General features: G+C 61.9%; 13 protein-coding genes. 7 read left to right on the forward strand and 6 right to left on the reverse strand.

Annotated elements, in window-relative coordinates; all coding sequences use genetic code 11:
- Positions 1 to 26 precede the first annotated feature (26 nt).
- Genes relA through ACM6JM_RS14935 form a run of 3 tightly spaced genes read left to right on the forward strand, consistent with a single transcriptional unit; the run spans position 27 to position 3,678 of the window.
- Positions 27 to 2,270 (forward strand): GTP diphosphokinase, encoded by a 2,244-nt coding sequence (gene relA, locus ACM6JM_RS14925; RefSeq protein ID WP_007957789.1) that lies wholly within the window; start codon positions 27 to 29, stop codon positions 2,268 to 2,270.
- A 5-nt stretch (positions 2,271 to 2,275) separates the two neighbouring features.
- Complete coding sequence (mazG, locus tag ACM6JM_RS14930; RefSeq protein ID WP_041475600.1) at positions 2,276 to 3,109, forward strand: nucleoside triphosphate pyrophosphohydrolase; 834 nt, start codon at positions 2,276 to 2,278, stop codon at positions 3,107 to 3,109.
- A gap of 26 nt (positions 3,110 to 3,135) precedes the next feature.
- Positions 3,136 to 3,678 carry a DUF2058 domain-containing protein gene (locus ACM6JM_RS14935; protein WP_007957793.1) on the forward strand — a complete coding sequence of 181 codons (543 nt, stop codon included), beginning with the start codon at positions 3,136 to 3,138 and terminating at the stop codon, positions 3,676 to 3,678.
- Between the two features lie 97 nt (positions 3,679 to 3,775).
- Here the strand turns inward: ACM6JM_RS14935 and ACM6JM_RS14940 are convergent, their stop codons facing one another.
- The 6 genes from ACM6JM_RS14940 to ACM6JM_RS14965 form a co-directional block, all read right to left on the reverse strand.
- Positions 3,776 to 3,964 (reverse strand): hypothetical protein, encoded by a 189-nt coding sequence (locus ACM6JM_RS14940; protein ID WP_039772867.1) that lies wholly within the window; start codon positions 3,962 to 3,964, stop codon positions 3,776 to 3,778.
- A gap of 277 nt (positions 3,965 to 4,241) precedes the next feature.
- Positions 4,242 to 5,462, reverse strand: coding sequence for a beta-ketoacyl-ACP synthase I (fabB, locus tag ACM6JM_RS14945; protein WP_007957797.1), 1,221 nt, complete (start codon positions 5,460 to 5,462; stop codon positions 4,242 to 4,244).
- A gap of 11 nt (positions 5,463 to 5,473) precedes the next feature.
- On the reverse strand, positions 5,474 to 5,989 hold the full coding sequence (fabA, locus tag ACM6JM_RS14950) for a 3-hydroxyacyl-[acyl-carrier-protein] dehydratase FabA (RefSeq protein ID WP_003227150.1): 516 nt from the start codon (positions 5,987 to 5,989) through the stop codon (positions 5,474 to 5,476).
- Positions 5,990 to 6,236: 247 nt separating this feature from the next.
- Positions 6,237 to 8,138: an ATP-binding protein gene (locus tag ACM6JM_RS14955; protein WP_163976153.1), complete on the reverse strand. Its 1,902-nt coding sequence runs from the start codon at positions 8,136 to 8,138 to the stop codon at positions 6,237 to 6,239.
- The gene (locus ACM6JM_RS14960; protein WP_414882125.1) at positions 8,135 to 9,067 is read right to left on the reverse strand and encodes an ABC transporter substrate-binding protein; all 933 of its coding nucleotides are present in this window, start codon (positions 9,065 to 9,067) and stop codon (positions 8,135 to 8,137) included. The genes ACM6JM_RS14955 and ACM6JM_RS14960 overlap by 4 nt, the downstream gene beginning before the upstream one ends.
- Positions 9,068 to 11,191 (reverse strand): TonB-dependent receptor plug domain-containing protein, encoded by a 2,124-nt coding sequence (locus tag ACM6JM_RS14965; protein WP_414882126.1) that lies wholly within the window; start codon positions 11,189 to 11,191, stop codon positions 9,068 to 9,070. It abuts the gene before it with no gap.
- A 196-nt stretch (positions 11,192 to 11,387) separates the two neighbouring features.
- Between ACM6JM_RS14965 and ACM6JM_RS14970 the strand changes: the two genes are divergently transcribed.
- The 4 genes from ACM6JM_RS14970 to ACM6JM_RS14985 all read left to right on the forward strand — a co-directional run bounded on the left by ACM6JM_RS14970 (position 11,388) and on the right by ACM6JM_RS14985 (position 14,965).
- Complete coding sequence (locus tag ACM6JM_RS14970) at positions 11,388 to 12,413, forward strand: NAD(P)H-dependent glycerol-3-phosphate dehydrogenase (RefSeq protein ID WP_064598625.1); 1,026 nt, start codon at positions 11,388 to 11,390, stop codon at positions 12,411 to 12,413.
- Positions 12,414 to 12,431: 18 nt separating this feature from the next.
- Positions 12,432 to 12,779 carry a DUF4389 domain-containing protein gene (locus ACM6JM_RS14975; protein ID WP_039772859.1) on the forward strand — a complete coding sequence of 116 codons (348 nt, stop codon included), beginning with the start codon at positions 12,432 to 12,434 and terminating at the stop codon, positions 12,777 to 12,779.
- On the forward strand, positions 12,776 to 13,228 hold the full coding sequence (gene sixA / locus ACM6JM_RS14980) for a phosphohistidine phosphatase SixA (RefSeq protein ID WP_007957806.1): 453 nt from the start codon (positions 12,776 to 12,778) through the stop codon (positions 13,226 to 13,228). Before ACM6JM_RS14975 ends, sixA begins: the two co-directional genes overlap by 4 nt.
- A gap of 81 nt (positions 13,229 to 13,309) precedes the next feature.
- Complete coding sequence (locus tag ACM6JM_RS14985) at positions 13,310 to 14,965, forward strand: AMP-binding protein (protein ID WP_414882127.1); 1,656 nt, start codon at positions 13,310 to 13,312, stop codon at positions 14,963 to 14,965.
- The last annotated feature ends 19 nt before the right edge of the window (positions 14,966 to 14,984 follow it).

Genomic DNA, 14,984 nt, shown 5'->3' on the forward strand with positions numbered 1-14,984 from the left:
CTGCGTCGTAGGGAAGGTAAAGCAAGATGGTACAGGTGAGAGCACACCAGCCGATCAACACTGACGGCAGTATCAATCTCGAGGCTTGGCTCGATCACGCGGTCAGTGTCGATCTGGCACTGGATCGCGAAGCCTTGAAAGAGGCCTGCGAGTACGCTCGCCAGGCCGAGCAGCAATCCAATGCCGCGAAGAATCTCTGGTCCGAAGGCAGCGGCAGTTTCAGCACGGGCCTTGAGATCGCCGAGATCCTCGCCGACCTCAAGCTCGATCAGGATTCGCTGGTTGCCGCGGTTCTGTATCGCGGCGTACGCGAAGGCCAGATTGAACTCGCAGCGGTCAGCCAGCGCTTCGGCCCGGTGGTCGCCAAGCTGATCGACGGCGTGCTGCGCATGGCGGCGATCAGTGCCAGCCTCAGCCCGCGCCAGTCGATGGTGCTCGGCACTCAGGGCCAGGTGGAAAACCTGCGCAAGATGCTGGTGGCGATGGTCGACGACGTGCGTGTCGCGCTGATCAAACTTGCCGAACGCACCTGCGCGATCCGTGCAGTGAAAACCGCCGACGACGAAAAACGTAACCGGGTCGCCCGGGAAGTGTTCGACATCTATGCGCCGCTCGCGCATCGACTCGGCATCGGTCATATCAAATGGGAACTGGAGGACCTGTCCTTCCGTTACCTGGAACCCGATCAATACAAACAGATTGCCAAGCTGCTGCATGAGCGGCGGCTGGATCGTGAGCGTTTCATCGCCGACGTGATGACCCAGCTCAAGGACGAACTGCAGGCCACCGGCGTCGAAGCCGACATCAGCGGTCGGGCCAAACACATCTATTCGATCTGGCGCAAAATGCAGCGCAAGGGTCTGGAGTTCAGCCAGATCTACGACGTGCGTGCGGTGCGCGTGCTGGTGCCGGAAATGCGCGACTGCTACACCGCGCTCGGTATCGTCCACACCCTGTGGCGGCATATCCCGAAAGAGTTCGACGACTACATCGCCAACCCGAAAGAGAACGGCTACCGCTCGCTGCACACGGCGGTAATCGGCCCGGAAGGCAAGGTGCTGGAAGTCCAGATCCGGACCCATTCGATGCACGAAGAGGCCGAACTCGGTGTCTGCGCGCACTGGCGCTACAAGGGCACCGACGTCAAGTCCGGCTCCAATCACTACGAAGAGAAAATCTCCTGGCTGCGTCAGGTCCTCGAGTGGCACGAAGAGCTGGGCGACATCGGTGGTCTGGCCGAACAGCTGCGGGTCGATATCGAGCCGGACCGGGTCTACATCTTCACCCCGGACGGTCACGCCATCGACTTGCCGAAGGGCGCGACGCCGCTGGACTTCGCCTACCGCGTGCACACCGAAATCGGTCACAACTGCCGTGGCGCGAAGATCAACGGGCGCATCGTTCCGCTCAACTACAGCCTGCAGACCGGTGAACAGGTCGAGATCATCACCAGCAAGCACGGCACTCCGAGCCGCGACTGGCTGAACCCGAACCTCGGCTACGTCACCACGTCCCGGGCGCGGGCGAAGATCGTGCACTGGTTCAAGTTGCAGGCGCGCGATCAGAACGTCGCGGCGGGCAAGACCCTGCTCGAGCGCGAGCTCAATCGCCTCGGCCTGCCGGCGGTGGACTTCGACAAGCTGGCCGACAAGGCCAACATGAAAACCGCCGAGGACATGTTCGCCGCCCTCGGCGCCGGCGACCTGCGTCTGGCGCAACTGGTCAACCTCGCGCAACAACTGGTCGAGCCGGAACGCGGCAACGAACAGCTGGAACTGATTCCGCGCAAGGCGACCGGCTACAAACCGGGCAAGCGCGGCGATATTCAGATCCAGGGCGTCGGCAACCTGATGACCCAGATGGCCGGCTGCTGCCAGCCGTTGCCGGGCGATGCGATCGTCGGCTACATCACCCAGGGCCGCGGCGTGAGCATTCACCGTCAGGACTGCGCCTCGGTGCTGCAACTGGCCGGGCGCGAGCCGGAGCGGATCATCCAGGTCAGCTGGGGCCCGGTGCCGGTGCTCACCTATCCGGTGGATATCGTCATCCGCGCCTACGATCGTTCCGGTCTGCTGCGTGACGTTTCGCAGGTGCTGCTCAACGAGCGGATCAACGTGCTGGCGGTCAACACCCGCTCGAACAAGGAGGACAACACCGCGCTGATGTCCCTGACCATCGAGATTCCGGGGCTGGACGCGCTGGGGCGGTTGCTGGGGCGGATTTCCCAGTTGCCGAACATCATCGAAACGCGGCGTAACCGGACTCCATGAAACCGATCTACAGCCTTGAAGACCTGCTGCATCTGATGAACCGTCTGCGCGACCCGCAGTACGGTTGCCCATGGGACATCAAGCAGACTTACGCGACCATCGTCCCGCACACCCTTGAAGAGGCCTACGAAGTCGCCGACGCCATCGAGCGCGGCGACTTCGACCACTTGCAGGGCGAGTTGGGCGATCTGCTGTTTCAGGTGGTGTATTACAGCCAGCTGGCGCGGGAGGAGGGGCGGTTCGAATTCGCCGGGGTGGTCGACAGCATCACTCGCAAGCTGATCCGTCGCCATCCGCACGTGTTCCCCACTGGCGATCTGTATGCGCCGCTGGACGTGCCGCGTTTGAACGAAGAGCAGGTCAAGCAGCGCTGGGAGGAGATCAAGGCCGAAGAGCGTGCCGAGAAATCCGCCGAGCCGCAGCAACTGTCACTGCTCGACGATGTGCCGGCTGCGTTGCCGGCGTTGTCCCGCTCGGCCAAGTTGCAGAAGCGCGCAGGGCAGGTCGGTTTCGACTGGCCGGATGCGTTGCCGGTGCTGGACAAGGTCCGTGAAGAACTCGATGAAGTGCTCGAAGCCATGTCCGAAAATGACCCGCAAGCGGTGGCCGACGAGATCGGTGATCTGCTGTTTTCGGTGGTCAATCTGGCCCGGCACCTGAAGGTCGATCCGGAAACTGCGTTGCGTGGCGCCAACGCCAAGTTCGAGCGACGTTTCCGTTTTATCGAACAGGCATTGCGCGACACCCACCGACCCATGGAAGATTGCACCCTCGAAGAGTTGGACGCCCTGTGGGGCGAAGCCAAACGTCAGGAAAAGAATTTGCCCAGCTGCGGCTGAGCCGTTGCCCAAGTGAGTAAGCATCAATGAGCCTTTCCCTTCGCGACCAGTTGCTCAAGGCAGGACTGGTCAACCAAAAGCAGGCCAAGCAGGTCAGCAAAGACAAACAGAAACAACAGCGCCTGGCCCACAAAGGCCAGATCGAACTGGACGACTCCCAGCAGCGTGCTGCCCAGGAAGCCCAGGCCGAGAAGGTCAAGCGCGACCAGGAGCTGAACCGTCAGCAGCAGGAGAAGGCCGAGGCCAAGGCCCGCGCCGCGCAGGTCAAACAGTTGATCGAGGTCTCGCGTCTGCCGAAGCTGACGACCGAGGACTATTACAACTTCGTCGACGACAAGAAGGTCAAGCGCATCTCCGTCAACACGCTGATGCGCAACAAGCTCAGCAGCGGCTCGCTGGCGATCGTGCACCACGCTGGCGGCTACGAAGTGATTCCTCGTGAGGCGGCCCTGAAGATTCAGGAGCGCGATCCACAGCGCATCGTACAGCTCAACGAGAAGGTCGAAGAGGTCAATGCCGAGGACGATCCGTACGCGGCTTATGTGATCCCTGATGATCTGATGTGGTAATCGGGTCTCGCCGGGCTGCGAAGCGGCCCTGAAGCACTCAACAACGACAAACCCCGCTCATGGCGGGGTTTGTCGTTTTCAATGCTGTGGTTTTGTTTCAGGCGGATTTCCGATCCCGCTGCTGTTCCTGCAGTTCCAGTTCGGCCTTGTAGTTGTGGGCGTCGATCTCGTTGTGGAACATGCCGACCAGCAAGTCTTGTTGATGCACATCCCAGATCCGTACGCCGGCGGCTACGCCTTCATGGGACATGTGTGAATCGTCGCGTTCAGTTACTTTTACAGTCATCTGCTAGCTCCAAATCTCAAGTTATCTGCAGCAAGGCGTGTGCAGGACTCTGTTATAGATTTTGTTAGCCTGCTAAGTAAACGCCCGATTTGTGCAATGTATTCTTGCGAAATCTGCAACAGCGCTGGAGCCCGCAGAAACCGCGACATTCAGTCGCAGGGCGGTAAGTTGCATGACAAACGTTTCATCTTGGCGCCGCTGAAAATGCCTTTCTCCAGGCAAAAAAAACGCCCCGAACCAGTCGGGGCGTTTTCATGTGCGGCTCAGCGGAAGGGAATTACTTGCCTTCCCAGCGCTTCAGCACGAGGGTGGCGTTGGTGCCACCGAAGCCGAAGCTGTTGCTCATCACGGTGTTGATGGTGGCGTTCTCGCGGGTCTTGGTCAGCACCGGCAGGTCGGCCACTTCAGGGTCCAGTTCGTCGATGTTGGCCGAACCGGCGATGAAGTTGCCTTCCATCATCAGCATGCAGTAGATCGCTTCGTGAACGCCGGCGGCGCCCAGGGAGTGACCCGACAGGCTCTTGGTGGAGCTGATGGCCGGGGCCTTGTCGCCGAACACTTCGCGCACACCTTTCATTTCCGCGACGTCGCCGACCGGAGTCGAAGTGCCGTGGGTGTTCAGGTAGTCGATCGGGGTGTCGACGGTGGACAGCGCCTGCTGCATGCAGCGGATCGCGCCTTCGCCGCTTGGAGCCACCATGTCGTAGCCGTCGGAAGTCGCGCCGTAGCCAACGATTTCCGCGTAGATCTTCGCGCCACGGGCGAGAGCGTGTTCCAGTTCCTCGACCACCACCATGCCGCCACCACCGGCGATGACGAAACCGTCACGGTCGGCGTCGTAGGCGCGGGAAGCTTGTTCCGGGGTGTCGTTACGCTTGCTGGACAGTGCGCCCATCGCGTCGAACAGGAACGACTGGCTCCAGTGCTCTTCTTCACCGCCACCGGCGAAAACGATGTCCTGCTTGCCCATCTGGATCTGTTCCATGGCGGTACCGATGCAGTGAGCACTGGTGGCGCAGGCAGAAGCGATGGAGTAGTTCAGGCCCTTGATCTTGAACGGTGTGGCCAGGCACGCCGAAACGGTGCTGCTCATGGTCCGCGTTACACGGTATGGGCCGACGCGCTTGACGCCTTTCTCGCGCAGGATGTCCAGCGCTTCCATCTGGTTCAGGGTCGATGCGCCGCCGGAACCTGCGATCAGGCCGGTACGCGGGTTGGACACCTGCTCTTCGGTCAGACCGGAGTCGGCGATGGCGTCTTTCATGGCCAGGTAGGCGTAAGCCGCTGCGTGGCCGACGAAGCGATAGATCTTGCGATCGATCAGCTCTTCAAGGTTGAGGTCGATGGAGCCGGAAACCTGGCTACGCAGACCCATTTCGGCGTATTCCGGGTTGAACCGGATGCCAGGGCGGCTTGCACGCAGGTTAGCGGAGACGGTCTCTTTGTCATTGCCCAGGCACGAAACGATGCCCAGACCAGTGATAACGACGCGGCGCATGCGAATAACCCTTAGAAGTTGTCAGTGGAGGTGAACACGCCGACGCGAAGGCCTTCGGCGGTGTAGATTTCGCGACCGTCGACAGTCACCGAACCGTCGGCGATGGCCAGGTTCAGTTTGCCCTTGAGGACGCGCTTGATATGAATGTTGTAGGTGACTTTCTTGGCGGTCGGCAGGACCTGGCCGAAGAATTTCACTTCGCCCGAACCCAGCGCACGGCCGCGGCCCGGCAGGCCTTGCCAGCCCAGGAAGAAGCCGACCAATTGCCACATGGCGTCCAGACCCAGGCAGCCCGGCATCACCGGATCGCCTTCGAAGTGGCACGCGAAGAACCACAGGTCAGGGTTGATATCCAGCTCGGCGACCAATTCACCTTTGCCGTACTTGCCGCCTTCTTCGCTGATCAGGGTGATGCGATCCACCATCAGCATGTTCGGGGCGGGCAGTTGCGCGTTACCTGGGCCGAACAGCTCACCGCGACTGCAGCGCAGCAGGTCTTCCCGAGTAAAGGCGTTTTGTTTGGTCATGCGAGCTCCTCAATAATCCCATGCGGCAGGTGGGGCAAATCTTCCCGGCCGATCGACGCGTTCATGCCTCGAACCGGCAGCCTACTCATAGACTATTGCGTTGTGGTGAAAGTCACAGCACCAAGGACATGAATGTACACTTGTGCACTGAAATTTTTAATCAAGCCCCTTTTGAGGCCCGTTCGGGTGCCTAAGACTGCCGCACTTTCGCTTTTCACGCCAGTCGCAGATGCTCGAAAGGGCCTCTCTACTGCACCCAGCGCTGCAGAATCTGCTGCAGGTCATTGCGTTTGAATGGCTTGGCCAGGTAATCGTTCATCCCCGCCGACAGGCAGTTTTCGCGATCACCCTGCAACGCGTTGGCGGTCAGGGCGATGATCGGCACCTGGCCGCAGCCGGGCAGGCGGCGAATCTGTCGGGTCGCCTCATATCCATCGATGAGTGGCAAGCGGCAATCCATCAGGATCGCTTCGAAACGGCTGTCCCCGGCACTGCGCACCGCCTGCACGCCATCGGTGGCGACGCTGACGGTAAAGCCCAGGCTGCGCAGCATCGCTTCGATCACGGTCTGGTTGACCGGGTTGTCCTCGACCAGCAACACATGGCGTCCTTCGCCGTGACGGTTACCGTTCAATGCGCGCGGTGCCGCCAGCGCGGGCAGTGCCTGCTTATATAGGGCCAGTGGTATTTCCAGGGTGAACACCGAGCCGCGACCTTCTTCACTCTGGGCACGCAAGGTGCCGCCCATCCGCTCGGCGAGGGTGCGGGCAATCGGCAGGCCCAGGCCGGTGCCGCCATAACGACGGGAAATCGAGCTGTCGGCCTGCTGGAACGCGTTGAACATCAGCTCCAGGCTCTGCGGCGAAATCCCGATGCCACTGTCACGCACCGCGCAGGTGAACCACAACAACTCGTGATCCAGCGACTGCCACTGCGCCTCGATGCTGACGCGCCCCTGCTCGGTGAACTTCAGCGCATTGCCCACCAGGTTGACCAGAATCTGCCGGATCCGCGTCGGATCGCCCTGTACCTGCAAGTCGTGCATGTCATCGGGGATCCGCAGTTGCAGGGCCAACCCGCGTTGCGCCGCGCTGTGCTGGAAGGAATGGGCGCAGGCGCCGATCAGGTCGGCTAGGTTGAACGGAATGTGCTCCAGCTCCAGCTCCGAACGTTCGATGCGCGAGAAATCCAGAATGTCGTTGATCACCTTGAGCAAGTGCTCGGTGGACTCGGAAGCCAGCGCCGCGTACTCGACCTGCTCCTCGGTCATGTCGGTGGTTTCCAGCAATTGCAGCATGCCCAGCACGCCGTTCATCGGAGTGCGCAGCTCATGGCTCATCATCGCCAGGAAATCCGATTTGGCGTTGTTGGCCTTTTCCGCCTCTTCGCGGGTCTGGATCAGTTGCGCCATCGCCTGATGCTGTTCGCGGCTGGCCTGCTCCAGCGCCTGGGCCAGGTTGTTGATGTGCTGGGACAGTGCGCCCAGCTCGGTGTCATCGACGATCGGCAGCGGGGTTTTGTAGTCGCCCTCCTGAATCGCCTTGACCGCATTGCCGATGTCGCGGATCGGCTGCGACAGGCTGCCGGCCAGTCGCCGCGCCAGCACAAAGGTGAAGAGCAGGGCGAACAACGCCAGAATCCCGGCCTTGAGCAGGATCTCCTGTTGGCGCTGACTGAAGGCATCGTTGGACAGACCGACGATCACCCGCCCCAGATAATCCTCGCTGGCCACCCCGGGGCTGCTTTTGCCGTCCTGAAAGAAATCGTTGTGCAAGGCGATGCGTTGCAGCCGCACCGGTGCCTGGAACACCTCGACCTGATGCGGACGATTGTGCGCATCCGCCGGCTGTTCGACGTAGGCCAGAATCCGGTTGGCGCTGTCCTGCACTTCCAGAAACCGCACGTTCGGCGTGGCCAGCGTGGCCTTGAGCAGGCTTTCCAGGACTTCGTTATTGCCGGAAATCACCCCGTACTCGGTGGCCGGTGCGAGTTGGTTGGCGATCAACTGGCCGGTGTGGTTCAGCTCCTGACGCAAATCCTGAATGCGCACGAAGGTGAAAAAGCTGATCAGCAGCAAGGTCAGCAACAGCGCAGGGCCCAGGCTGATCAACTGGGTGCGGGTGTTGATGTCCCAACGGCGGAATATCATGGGCGGCGCTCTCCTTCGGCCAGCTCTGCAGCAACAGACGCTTCATTCATCGGTTCTATCCCTAAGGAACGAGCCACCTGCGCATTACTTGAGACTTTAAAACGCCCGGGGTAGAGCGTGCGCGGCCAGGTGGCCGGTGGCCGGTCCAGCAGTTCGTCGAGGACGGCCAGCCAGTCGTTCTGATCGCTGTAGGTACTGGCCAGGCTGCCGGCGCGAACGAACGAGACATTCGGCCCGACCAGTGCCAGTTGCCGAGAGTAACTGCTGAGCAACAGGTTCTTCGCGGTTTTCGGGTTGTACAGGTCAGGGTCGTCGAGGCCCAGCAGCACGTCGCTGCTTTTCAGCACGGTCTGCAAGGGGCGGCTGTCATGGGTGTTGTCCCAGCGCTGCGGGACGATTTGCAGATTCAGCGGCTGGGCGGCCGATTGCAGCTCCTTGAGCAGGAACTCGCTGTGCTGATCGAACAGCACGCCGACGCGCCCGGCCTGGGGCAGAATCCGGCGGATCAGTTGCAACTGACGACTCAGCGGCGGATCGGCCCACAGCAGGCTCAAGTGGGGCGGTTGCGCGTCGCCGAAGCGTTGCCGGGCCTGCAAACGGCTGATGCGCAGGACCAACGTCGCCGGCCCTTGGGATTCCTGCATGCGCCAGTCGAGGCTCGGCAGATCCAGCAGAATCAGGCGCAGGCTCGACGGCAACTTGCCCGGCGCCGGCAGGCTGGCCAGTGGCTGGAAATGCACGCGGTCGGTGGGGCGCAGTTCGCTCAGGGCCTGAACGAAGGACTGCACACCGGGGCTTTCCTCGGCGCCGGTCAGCAGAATATCGGCCGCCTGCACGGCCACGCCATGCAGCCACGCTGTCAGGAACAGACACAGCCCGGCCAGCCATTGGCCGAGCGTTGGCATCTTCCGTGACAGGGCGTAACGCATCTAGAACTCCAGCTCGGCGCTGAAATACACCACGCGGCGTTCGTCGTAATTGTTGTCGACGAAGGTGGTCGGCTCATGGTCGAGGCGTTGTTGCAGCACGCCGGCCAGTTGCAGCTGGGCTTTGCCCAGGGCGATGCGTTTGGCGATCCGGGTGTCGACCCGCTCGAAGCGGTAACCGTTGAGCGCGTTGTCACCGTAATAGAAGAGGGCGCTGTTCCAGCCGTGGCCCCAATCGCGCAGCCAGCCCGCCGAACCGCTGTTGCGCGCGGTGAATTGCTGATCCAGCGGATTGCTCGCCTCGGCGTCGACGAAGGCGTATGTCAGGCGCAAGCGGTCAGCCGCACTCAGGCGCCAGTCCAGTTGCGTCTCGGTGCCGCGAAACCGCGAATCGTTGGCGTTGCTGGCGATGTACTGATTGTTGCGCAGCGGCTCGCTGATCATCCCGGTGATTTCGTCGTAGAACAGCTTCACGTCCAGCGCCAAGCCCCACTCCGGGAAATAGCCGTTGTAGCCCAGCTCCCGCGAGCGCATGTGTTCCTGGTCGAGATCGCCGGGGCCCCGGGTCTTGACGAAGTAGCGCGCCGAAGACTGGCCATAGGCGGCAGGCCGCAGGTTGGTCACCTGATAACTCCAGTTGACGTTGTTCTCGAACATGTCCGGCGAACGGATGGCTTCCGAATACACCGCGCGCAGGCTGTGGCGCGGGTTGAACAGGTAGTTGACCGCAAACCGGGGCGTCAGCGAACTGCCGATCAATTGCGTGTCTTCGAACATGGCGCCGCCCTGCAACAGCCAGTGTTCGCTGGCGCGCCATTCCAGCTGGCCGAAGGCGCGCCAGGTGGTGTCGTCCAGCGTGCCGTTGAAATAGGTCTCGGAATCGGCCCGGTCGTAACGATAGTTCAGGCCGCTGACCAGACGCAGGCTATCGGACAGGCTGAGGGTGTCCTGCAACTCCAGGTCGTAGCGCGATTCCCGGGCACTCTGGTCGATGTCGCCACACAGGGTCTGGCGCGCACCGTTGCGCCACTGGTCCAGCACCTGATTGGCCAGGGTCATTTCCTGTGGCGTGCCGGCGGGTGCGCCGGGGCCGGTGAACAGCGTCATGTTGCGGGCCAGGCGTTCGGTGTAGTTCGGGTTGAGCTGCCACAGCTCCGTCAACTGCGGGCTGAACGACACTTCGGCGTCACAGGCGCGCCAGGTCTGCTGGCGATCCCAGTGTTGGGCCGAGCCTTGTACATAAAGGCTGTGATCGGGGTTGATGTCCAGGTTCCAGCGCACCGAACCGGCGTAGTCCTTGGCAACCACGTCGGAATTGTTCCCGGCAGCGGTAATTCCGGAGAACACCGGGCGGTAGGTGTAAGGCCGCTGATTGGTCCCGTCCTTGGCATTGACCTGCCAGTCCAGGCTCTGGTTGTCGCTCAGGGTCTGGCTGACCGCGAGGCTGAAGCGGTTCAAGCGACGGTTGTCGCGGTAATCGGCGCCGGTGCGGTCGCTGTCAAAGCCGTCGTCCTCCTGGCCGGACAGCGACAGACGCAGGTCGCCGCCATTCCAGCCGGTGCTCTGGCTGGCATAGAAATCGTTGATGCCGCGTTGGCCGCGGGTCAGCTTCAGTCGTGTGCCGTGGCTGTCCGCCGGGTTGCGGGTGATGATGTTGATCACCGCCATCAGCGCATTGGCGCCGTAGCTGACGGTGTTCGGGCCGCGAAAGACTTCGATGCGCTCGATGTCTTCCATGGCCACCGGGATATCGCTCCAGTCCACGGTCGCCAGACCGGCGCGGTACACCGAGCGGCCGTCGATCAACACCTGCATGCGTCGGGCTTCGCTGGCGTTGGTCCCGTGATAGTTCACCGCCGCCTGATTGCCGCTGATATTGCCGACCATCATCCCCGGCACCAGGCGCAGCAGTTCACTGATGTCCCGGGCACCGCTGGCGCTGATCAGTTCGCTGTCGAGCACGGTCATGCTACCGGGGACTTCCGCCGGCGACTGTTTCAGCCGCGTGGCGGTCAGGATCTGCGGCAAGGCCTCACTGTCGACAAACAGGTCGTCCGCCAACAGCACCGGGCTGAACAGCAGCGCCAGCAGCAGGGACGAACGCGGGGAAGGGGGGCCAGAAAACACGACGCAGCCTTGATAGCAAAGAATTGGCGCGCATGTTAACCGAGGTCGACGACTTTTCCAGTCACGTTGCAGGCATTTTCCTCGGTTTTATTGGTCTTCTTCCTACAAGTGCGGGTAATTGACGCCGGGGCTGTCCGAGAAGGGGACGCTCCGTATAATGCCGGCATCGCCACTGGTATGGATTAACGGATTACATATGACTGAACAGCGCCCGATTGCGGTCCTGGGAGGCGGAAGTTTCGGTACCGCCGTGGCCAATCTGTTGGCCGAGAACGGCCATCAAGTCCGGCAGTGGATGCGTGACCCCGAACAGGCCGAGGCCATCCGGGTCAATCGCGAGAACCCGCGTTACCTCAAAGGCATCAGGATTCTGCCCGGCGTGACCGCGGTCACCGACCTGCAGGAAACCCTCGACGCCTGCGATTTGTGTTTCGTCGCGTTGCCGTCCAGCGCGCTGCGCACGGTATTGGCGGCACACGCCGAACGCCTGAGCGGCAAGATGCTGGTCAGCCTGACCAAGGGCATCGAAGCCCACACCTTCAAACTGATGAGCCAGATCCTCGAAGAGATCGCCCCGCAGGCACGTATCGGCGTGCTGTCCGGGCCAAACCTCGCGCGGGAAATCGCCGAGCACGCGCTGACTGCCACCGTGGTTGCCAGCGAAGACGAAGAACTCTGCAAAGCCGTGCAGGCCGCATTGCATGGCCGCACTTTCCGCGTCTACGCCAGCGCCGACCGTTTCGGCGTGGAACTGGGCGGCGCACTGAAAAACGTCTACGCGATCATCGCCGGCATGGCGGTGGCGCTGGAAATGGGCGAGAACACCAAGAGCATGCTGATCACCCGCGCCCTGGCCGAAATGACCCGGTTTGCGGTGAATCAGGGCGCCAACCCCATGACCTTCCTCGGTCTGGCCGGGGTCGGCGATCTGATCGTCACCTGCTCATCGCCGAAAAGCCGCAACTACCAGGTCGGTTTCGCCCTCGGTCAGGGCTTGAGTCTCGACGAAGCGGTGTCGCGCCTGGGTGAAGTGGCCGAAGGGGTCAACACCCTGAAAGTGCTCAAGGCCAAGGCCCAGGAGGTCGGCGTGTACATGCCGCTGGTCGCCGGACTGCATGCAATCCTGTTTGAAGGGCGCACGCTTGAGCAGGTGATCGGTCTGCTGATGCGTGCCGAACCGAAAACCGATGTCGACTTTATTTCCACCAGTGGTTTCAACTGATTCAGCAGGGAGCAGGCCATGAACGATCCGAAAACCGAAGCCAAATATGAATCCATCCTCCTGCGGGTGTTGTGGATGATTGTTTACATCCTGGTCTGGCAGGTGGCGCAGTTCATCCTCGGCGCGGTGGTGCTGGTGCAGTTGATCTATCGTTTGTTCTATGGCGCCCCAAGCGCCAGCCTGATGAATTTCGGCGACAGCCTGAGCCAGTTTCTGGCGCAGATCGGCCGTTTCGGCAGCTTCCACAGCGACCAGAAACCCTGGCCGTTCGCCGACTGGCCGGCGCCGCGTACGCCGGAAGGTGAAGCGCCACACGTTGTCGCGCCGGCACCGCATCCGGCCCGGGATGAGGAACCCAAGCTATGAAACTCTGGGTATTGCGTCACGGTGAGGCCGAGCCCTATGGCTCGCGCCCCGACTCCGAGCGAGAACTCACCGCCCACGGTCGCAAGGAAGTGTTGAGCAGCGCGGCCCGTTTGATGGGTCAGCCGCTGACCGCCATCTACGCCAGCCCGTACCTGCGGGCGCAGCAGACGGCGCAACTGGTGCGCGAGGCGCTGGGCTTCGAGCCGGAAATCCGTACAGTCGAGTGGTTGACCCCGGAAGTTGACCCGGACCGCGTGGCCGAGCAACTGGTGTCGGTGAGCAACGTGCTGCTGGTCAGCCACAATCCGCTGGTGGGCAATCTGCTCAGCTACCTGCAACACGGTGCGGGCTATCCACCGGAAAAGGTCAGCACCGCCGGGCTCGCCGAGCTTGAACACAGCGAGTTGCTGATCGGCTCGATGACGCTCAACAGCCTTAAACATCCCTGAAATTTTTTGTATGAAATAGTCAACCAAGCACTTGCTTGGTTGACTACGCTTGCTCCAGACCAAAAAACAGGAGCGAGTCGAATGTCTTCCGCCTTCCGTTTGCCGCTGGACGTGTTTTACGAACGCGAGGCCCGGCACCCGCGTCAGCGTTTTCTGGTGCAGCCGATCGGCGGCGGGCAGGTCGAGACACTGACCTGGGCCGACGTCGGCCATCAGGCCCGCTGCGCGGCGCACTGGCTGCGCTCCCGAGAGTTGCCGCAAGGCAGCCACATCGCCCTGATCTCGAAAAACTGCGCGCACTGGATCATCGCCGACCTGGCGATCTGGATGGCCGGGCATGTCTCGGTGCCGCTCTATCCGAACCTCACCGCCGAATCGGTGAATCAGGTGCTGACCCACTCGGAAAGCGTGCTGGCGTTTATCGGCAAACTTGATGACTGGCAGGGTATGTCGCCAGGCGTGCCGGCCGGTCTGACGACGGTCAGCCTGCCGCTGCATCCACTGGGTACGTTCGATTTCAACTGGGACGATGTGCAACGCAGCTCGCCGATCCAGGACGATCCGCGTCCCGCCGCCGAGCAACTGGCGACGATCATTTACACCTCCGGCACCACCGGCCAGCCCAAGGGCGTGATGCACAGCTTCGCCAATCTCGGGTTTGCGACGACGCGCGGCACGCAGTTGTTCGGCCTCAATGAGAACGACCGGCTGCTGTCGTATCTGCCGCTGTGTCATGTGGCCGAACGGATGTTCGTTGAACTGGCGTCGATCTATACCGGGCAGACAGTTTTTTTCGCCGAAAGCCTCGACACCTTTCTTGCCGATCTCAAGCGGGCGCGGCCGACGGCGATGTTCGGGGTGCCGCGGATCTGGACCAAGTTCCAGATGGGCGTCTACAGCAAGATCCCGGCAAAACGTCTGGATTTCCTGCTCGGTCTGCCCTTTATCGGCAAACGGATCGGCCACAAGGTATTGGCGGGGTTGGGGCTGGATGCGTTGCGCGTGGCGCTGTCCGGTGCGGCGCCGGTGCCGCTGACCCTGTTGCGCTGGTATCAGAAACTCGGGCTCGACGTGCTGGAGGTCTACGGCATGACCGAAAGCTGCGGTTATTCGCACATCTGCCTGCCGGGGCAATACAAGGAAGGCTGGATCGGCCGGCCGTGCCCCGAAGTTGAAGTGCGGATCGACGAGTCCGGCGAAGTGCAGGTGCGCAGCCAGGCGAACATGCTCGGCTATTTCAAGGAACCGCAGAAAACCGCCGAGACCCTCACCGAAGACGGCTTCCTGCGCACCGGCGACAAGGGCGAACAGGACGCCGAAGGGCGCTTGCGCCTGACCGGGCGGCTCAAGGAAATCTTCAAGACCAGCAAGGGCAAATACGTCGCCCCGGCGCCGATCGAAAACCGTCTGGCGGTGCATTCGCGGATCGAGCAGGTCTGCGTGGTCGGCGATGGCCTGAGTGCGCCGCTGGGGTTGTGCGTGCTCTCGGCGGTGGGCCGGGAAGAGCCCCGCGCGCCGCTGCATTCGAGCCTGGAAAAATTGCTGGAGGAGGTCAACGCCGTGCTCGACAAGCACGAGCGCCTGCGTCGGCTGGTGGTGGTCAAGGACAGCTGGGCGGTGGAGAACGGCTTCCTCACGCCGACCCTGAAGATCAAACGCAACATCATCGAAGACACCTACGGGGCCCGTTTCGAAGAATGGAGCGAGCGCAGCGAGGCGGTGCTGTGGCAGGATTGAGCGTCGATCAAAACAACAA

Origin of the sequence: Pseudomonas sp. IT-P2, assembly GCF_949767575.1 — a bacterium.
Classification (GTDB): Bacteria; Pseudomonadota; Gammaproteobacteria; order Pseudomonadales; family Pseudomonadaceae; genus Aquipseudomonas; species Aquipseudomonas pharyngis.

Coding starts and splice junctions, on each gene's coding strand:
- ACM6JM_RS14935 (WP_007957793.1), top strand. CDS start 3,136: ATGAGCCTTTCCCTTCGCGACCAGTTGCTCAAGGCAGGACTGGTCAAC.
- ACM6JM_RS14960 (WP_414882125.1), bottom strand. CDS start 9,067: ATGCGTTACGCCCTGTCACGGAAGATGCCAACGCTCGGCCAATGGCTG.
- ACM6JM_RS14940 (WP_039772867.1), bottom strand. CDS start 3,964: ATGACTGTAAAAGTAACTGAACGCGACGATTCACACATGTCCCATGAA.
- fabB (WP_007957797.1), bottom strand. CDS start 5,462: ATGCGCCGCGTCGTTATCACTGGTCTGGGCATCGTTTCGTGCCTGGGC.
- ACM6JM_RS14985 (WP_414882127.1), top strand. CDS start 13,310: ATGTCTTCCGCCTTCCGTTTGCCGCTGGACGTGTTTTACGAACGCGAG.
- ACM6JM_RS14970 (WP_064598625.1), top strand. CDS start 11,388: ATGACTGAACAGCGCCCGATTGCGGTCCTGGGAGGCGGAAGTTTCGGT.
- sixA (WP_007957806.1), top strand. CDS start 12,776: ATGAAACTCTGGGTATTGCGTCACGGTGAGGCCGAGCCCTATGGCTCG.
- fabA (WP_003227150.1), bottom strand. CDS start 5,989: ATGACCAAACAAAACGCCTTTACTCGGGAAGACCTGCTGCGCTGCAGT.
- ACM6JM_RS14955 (WP_163976153.1), bottom strand. CDS start 8,138: ATGATATTCCGCCGTTGGGACATCAACACCCGCACCCAGTTGATCAGC.
- relA (WP_007957789.1), top strand. CDS start 27: ATGGTACAGGTGAGAGCACACCAGCCGATCAACACTGACGGCAGTATC.
- ACM6JM_RS14975 (WP_039772859.1), top strand. CDS start 12,432: ATGAACGATCCGAAAACCGAAGCCAAATATGAATCCATCCTCCTGCGG.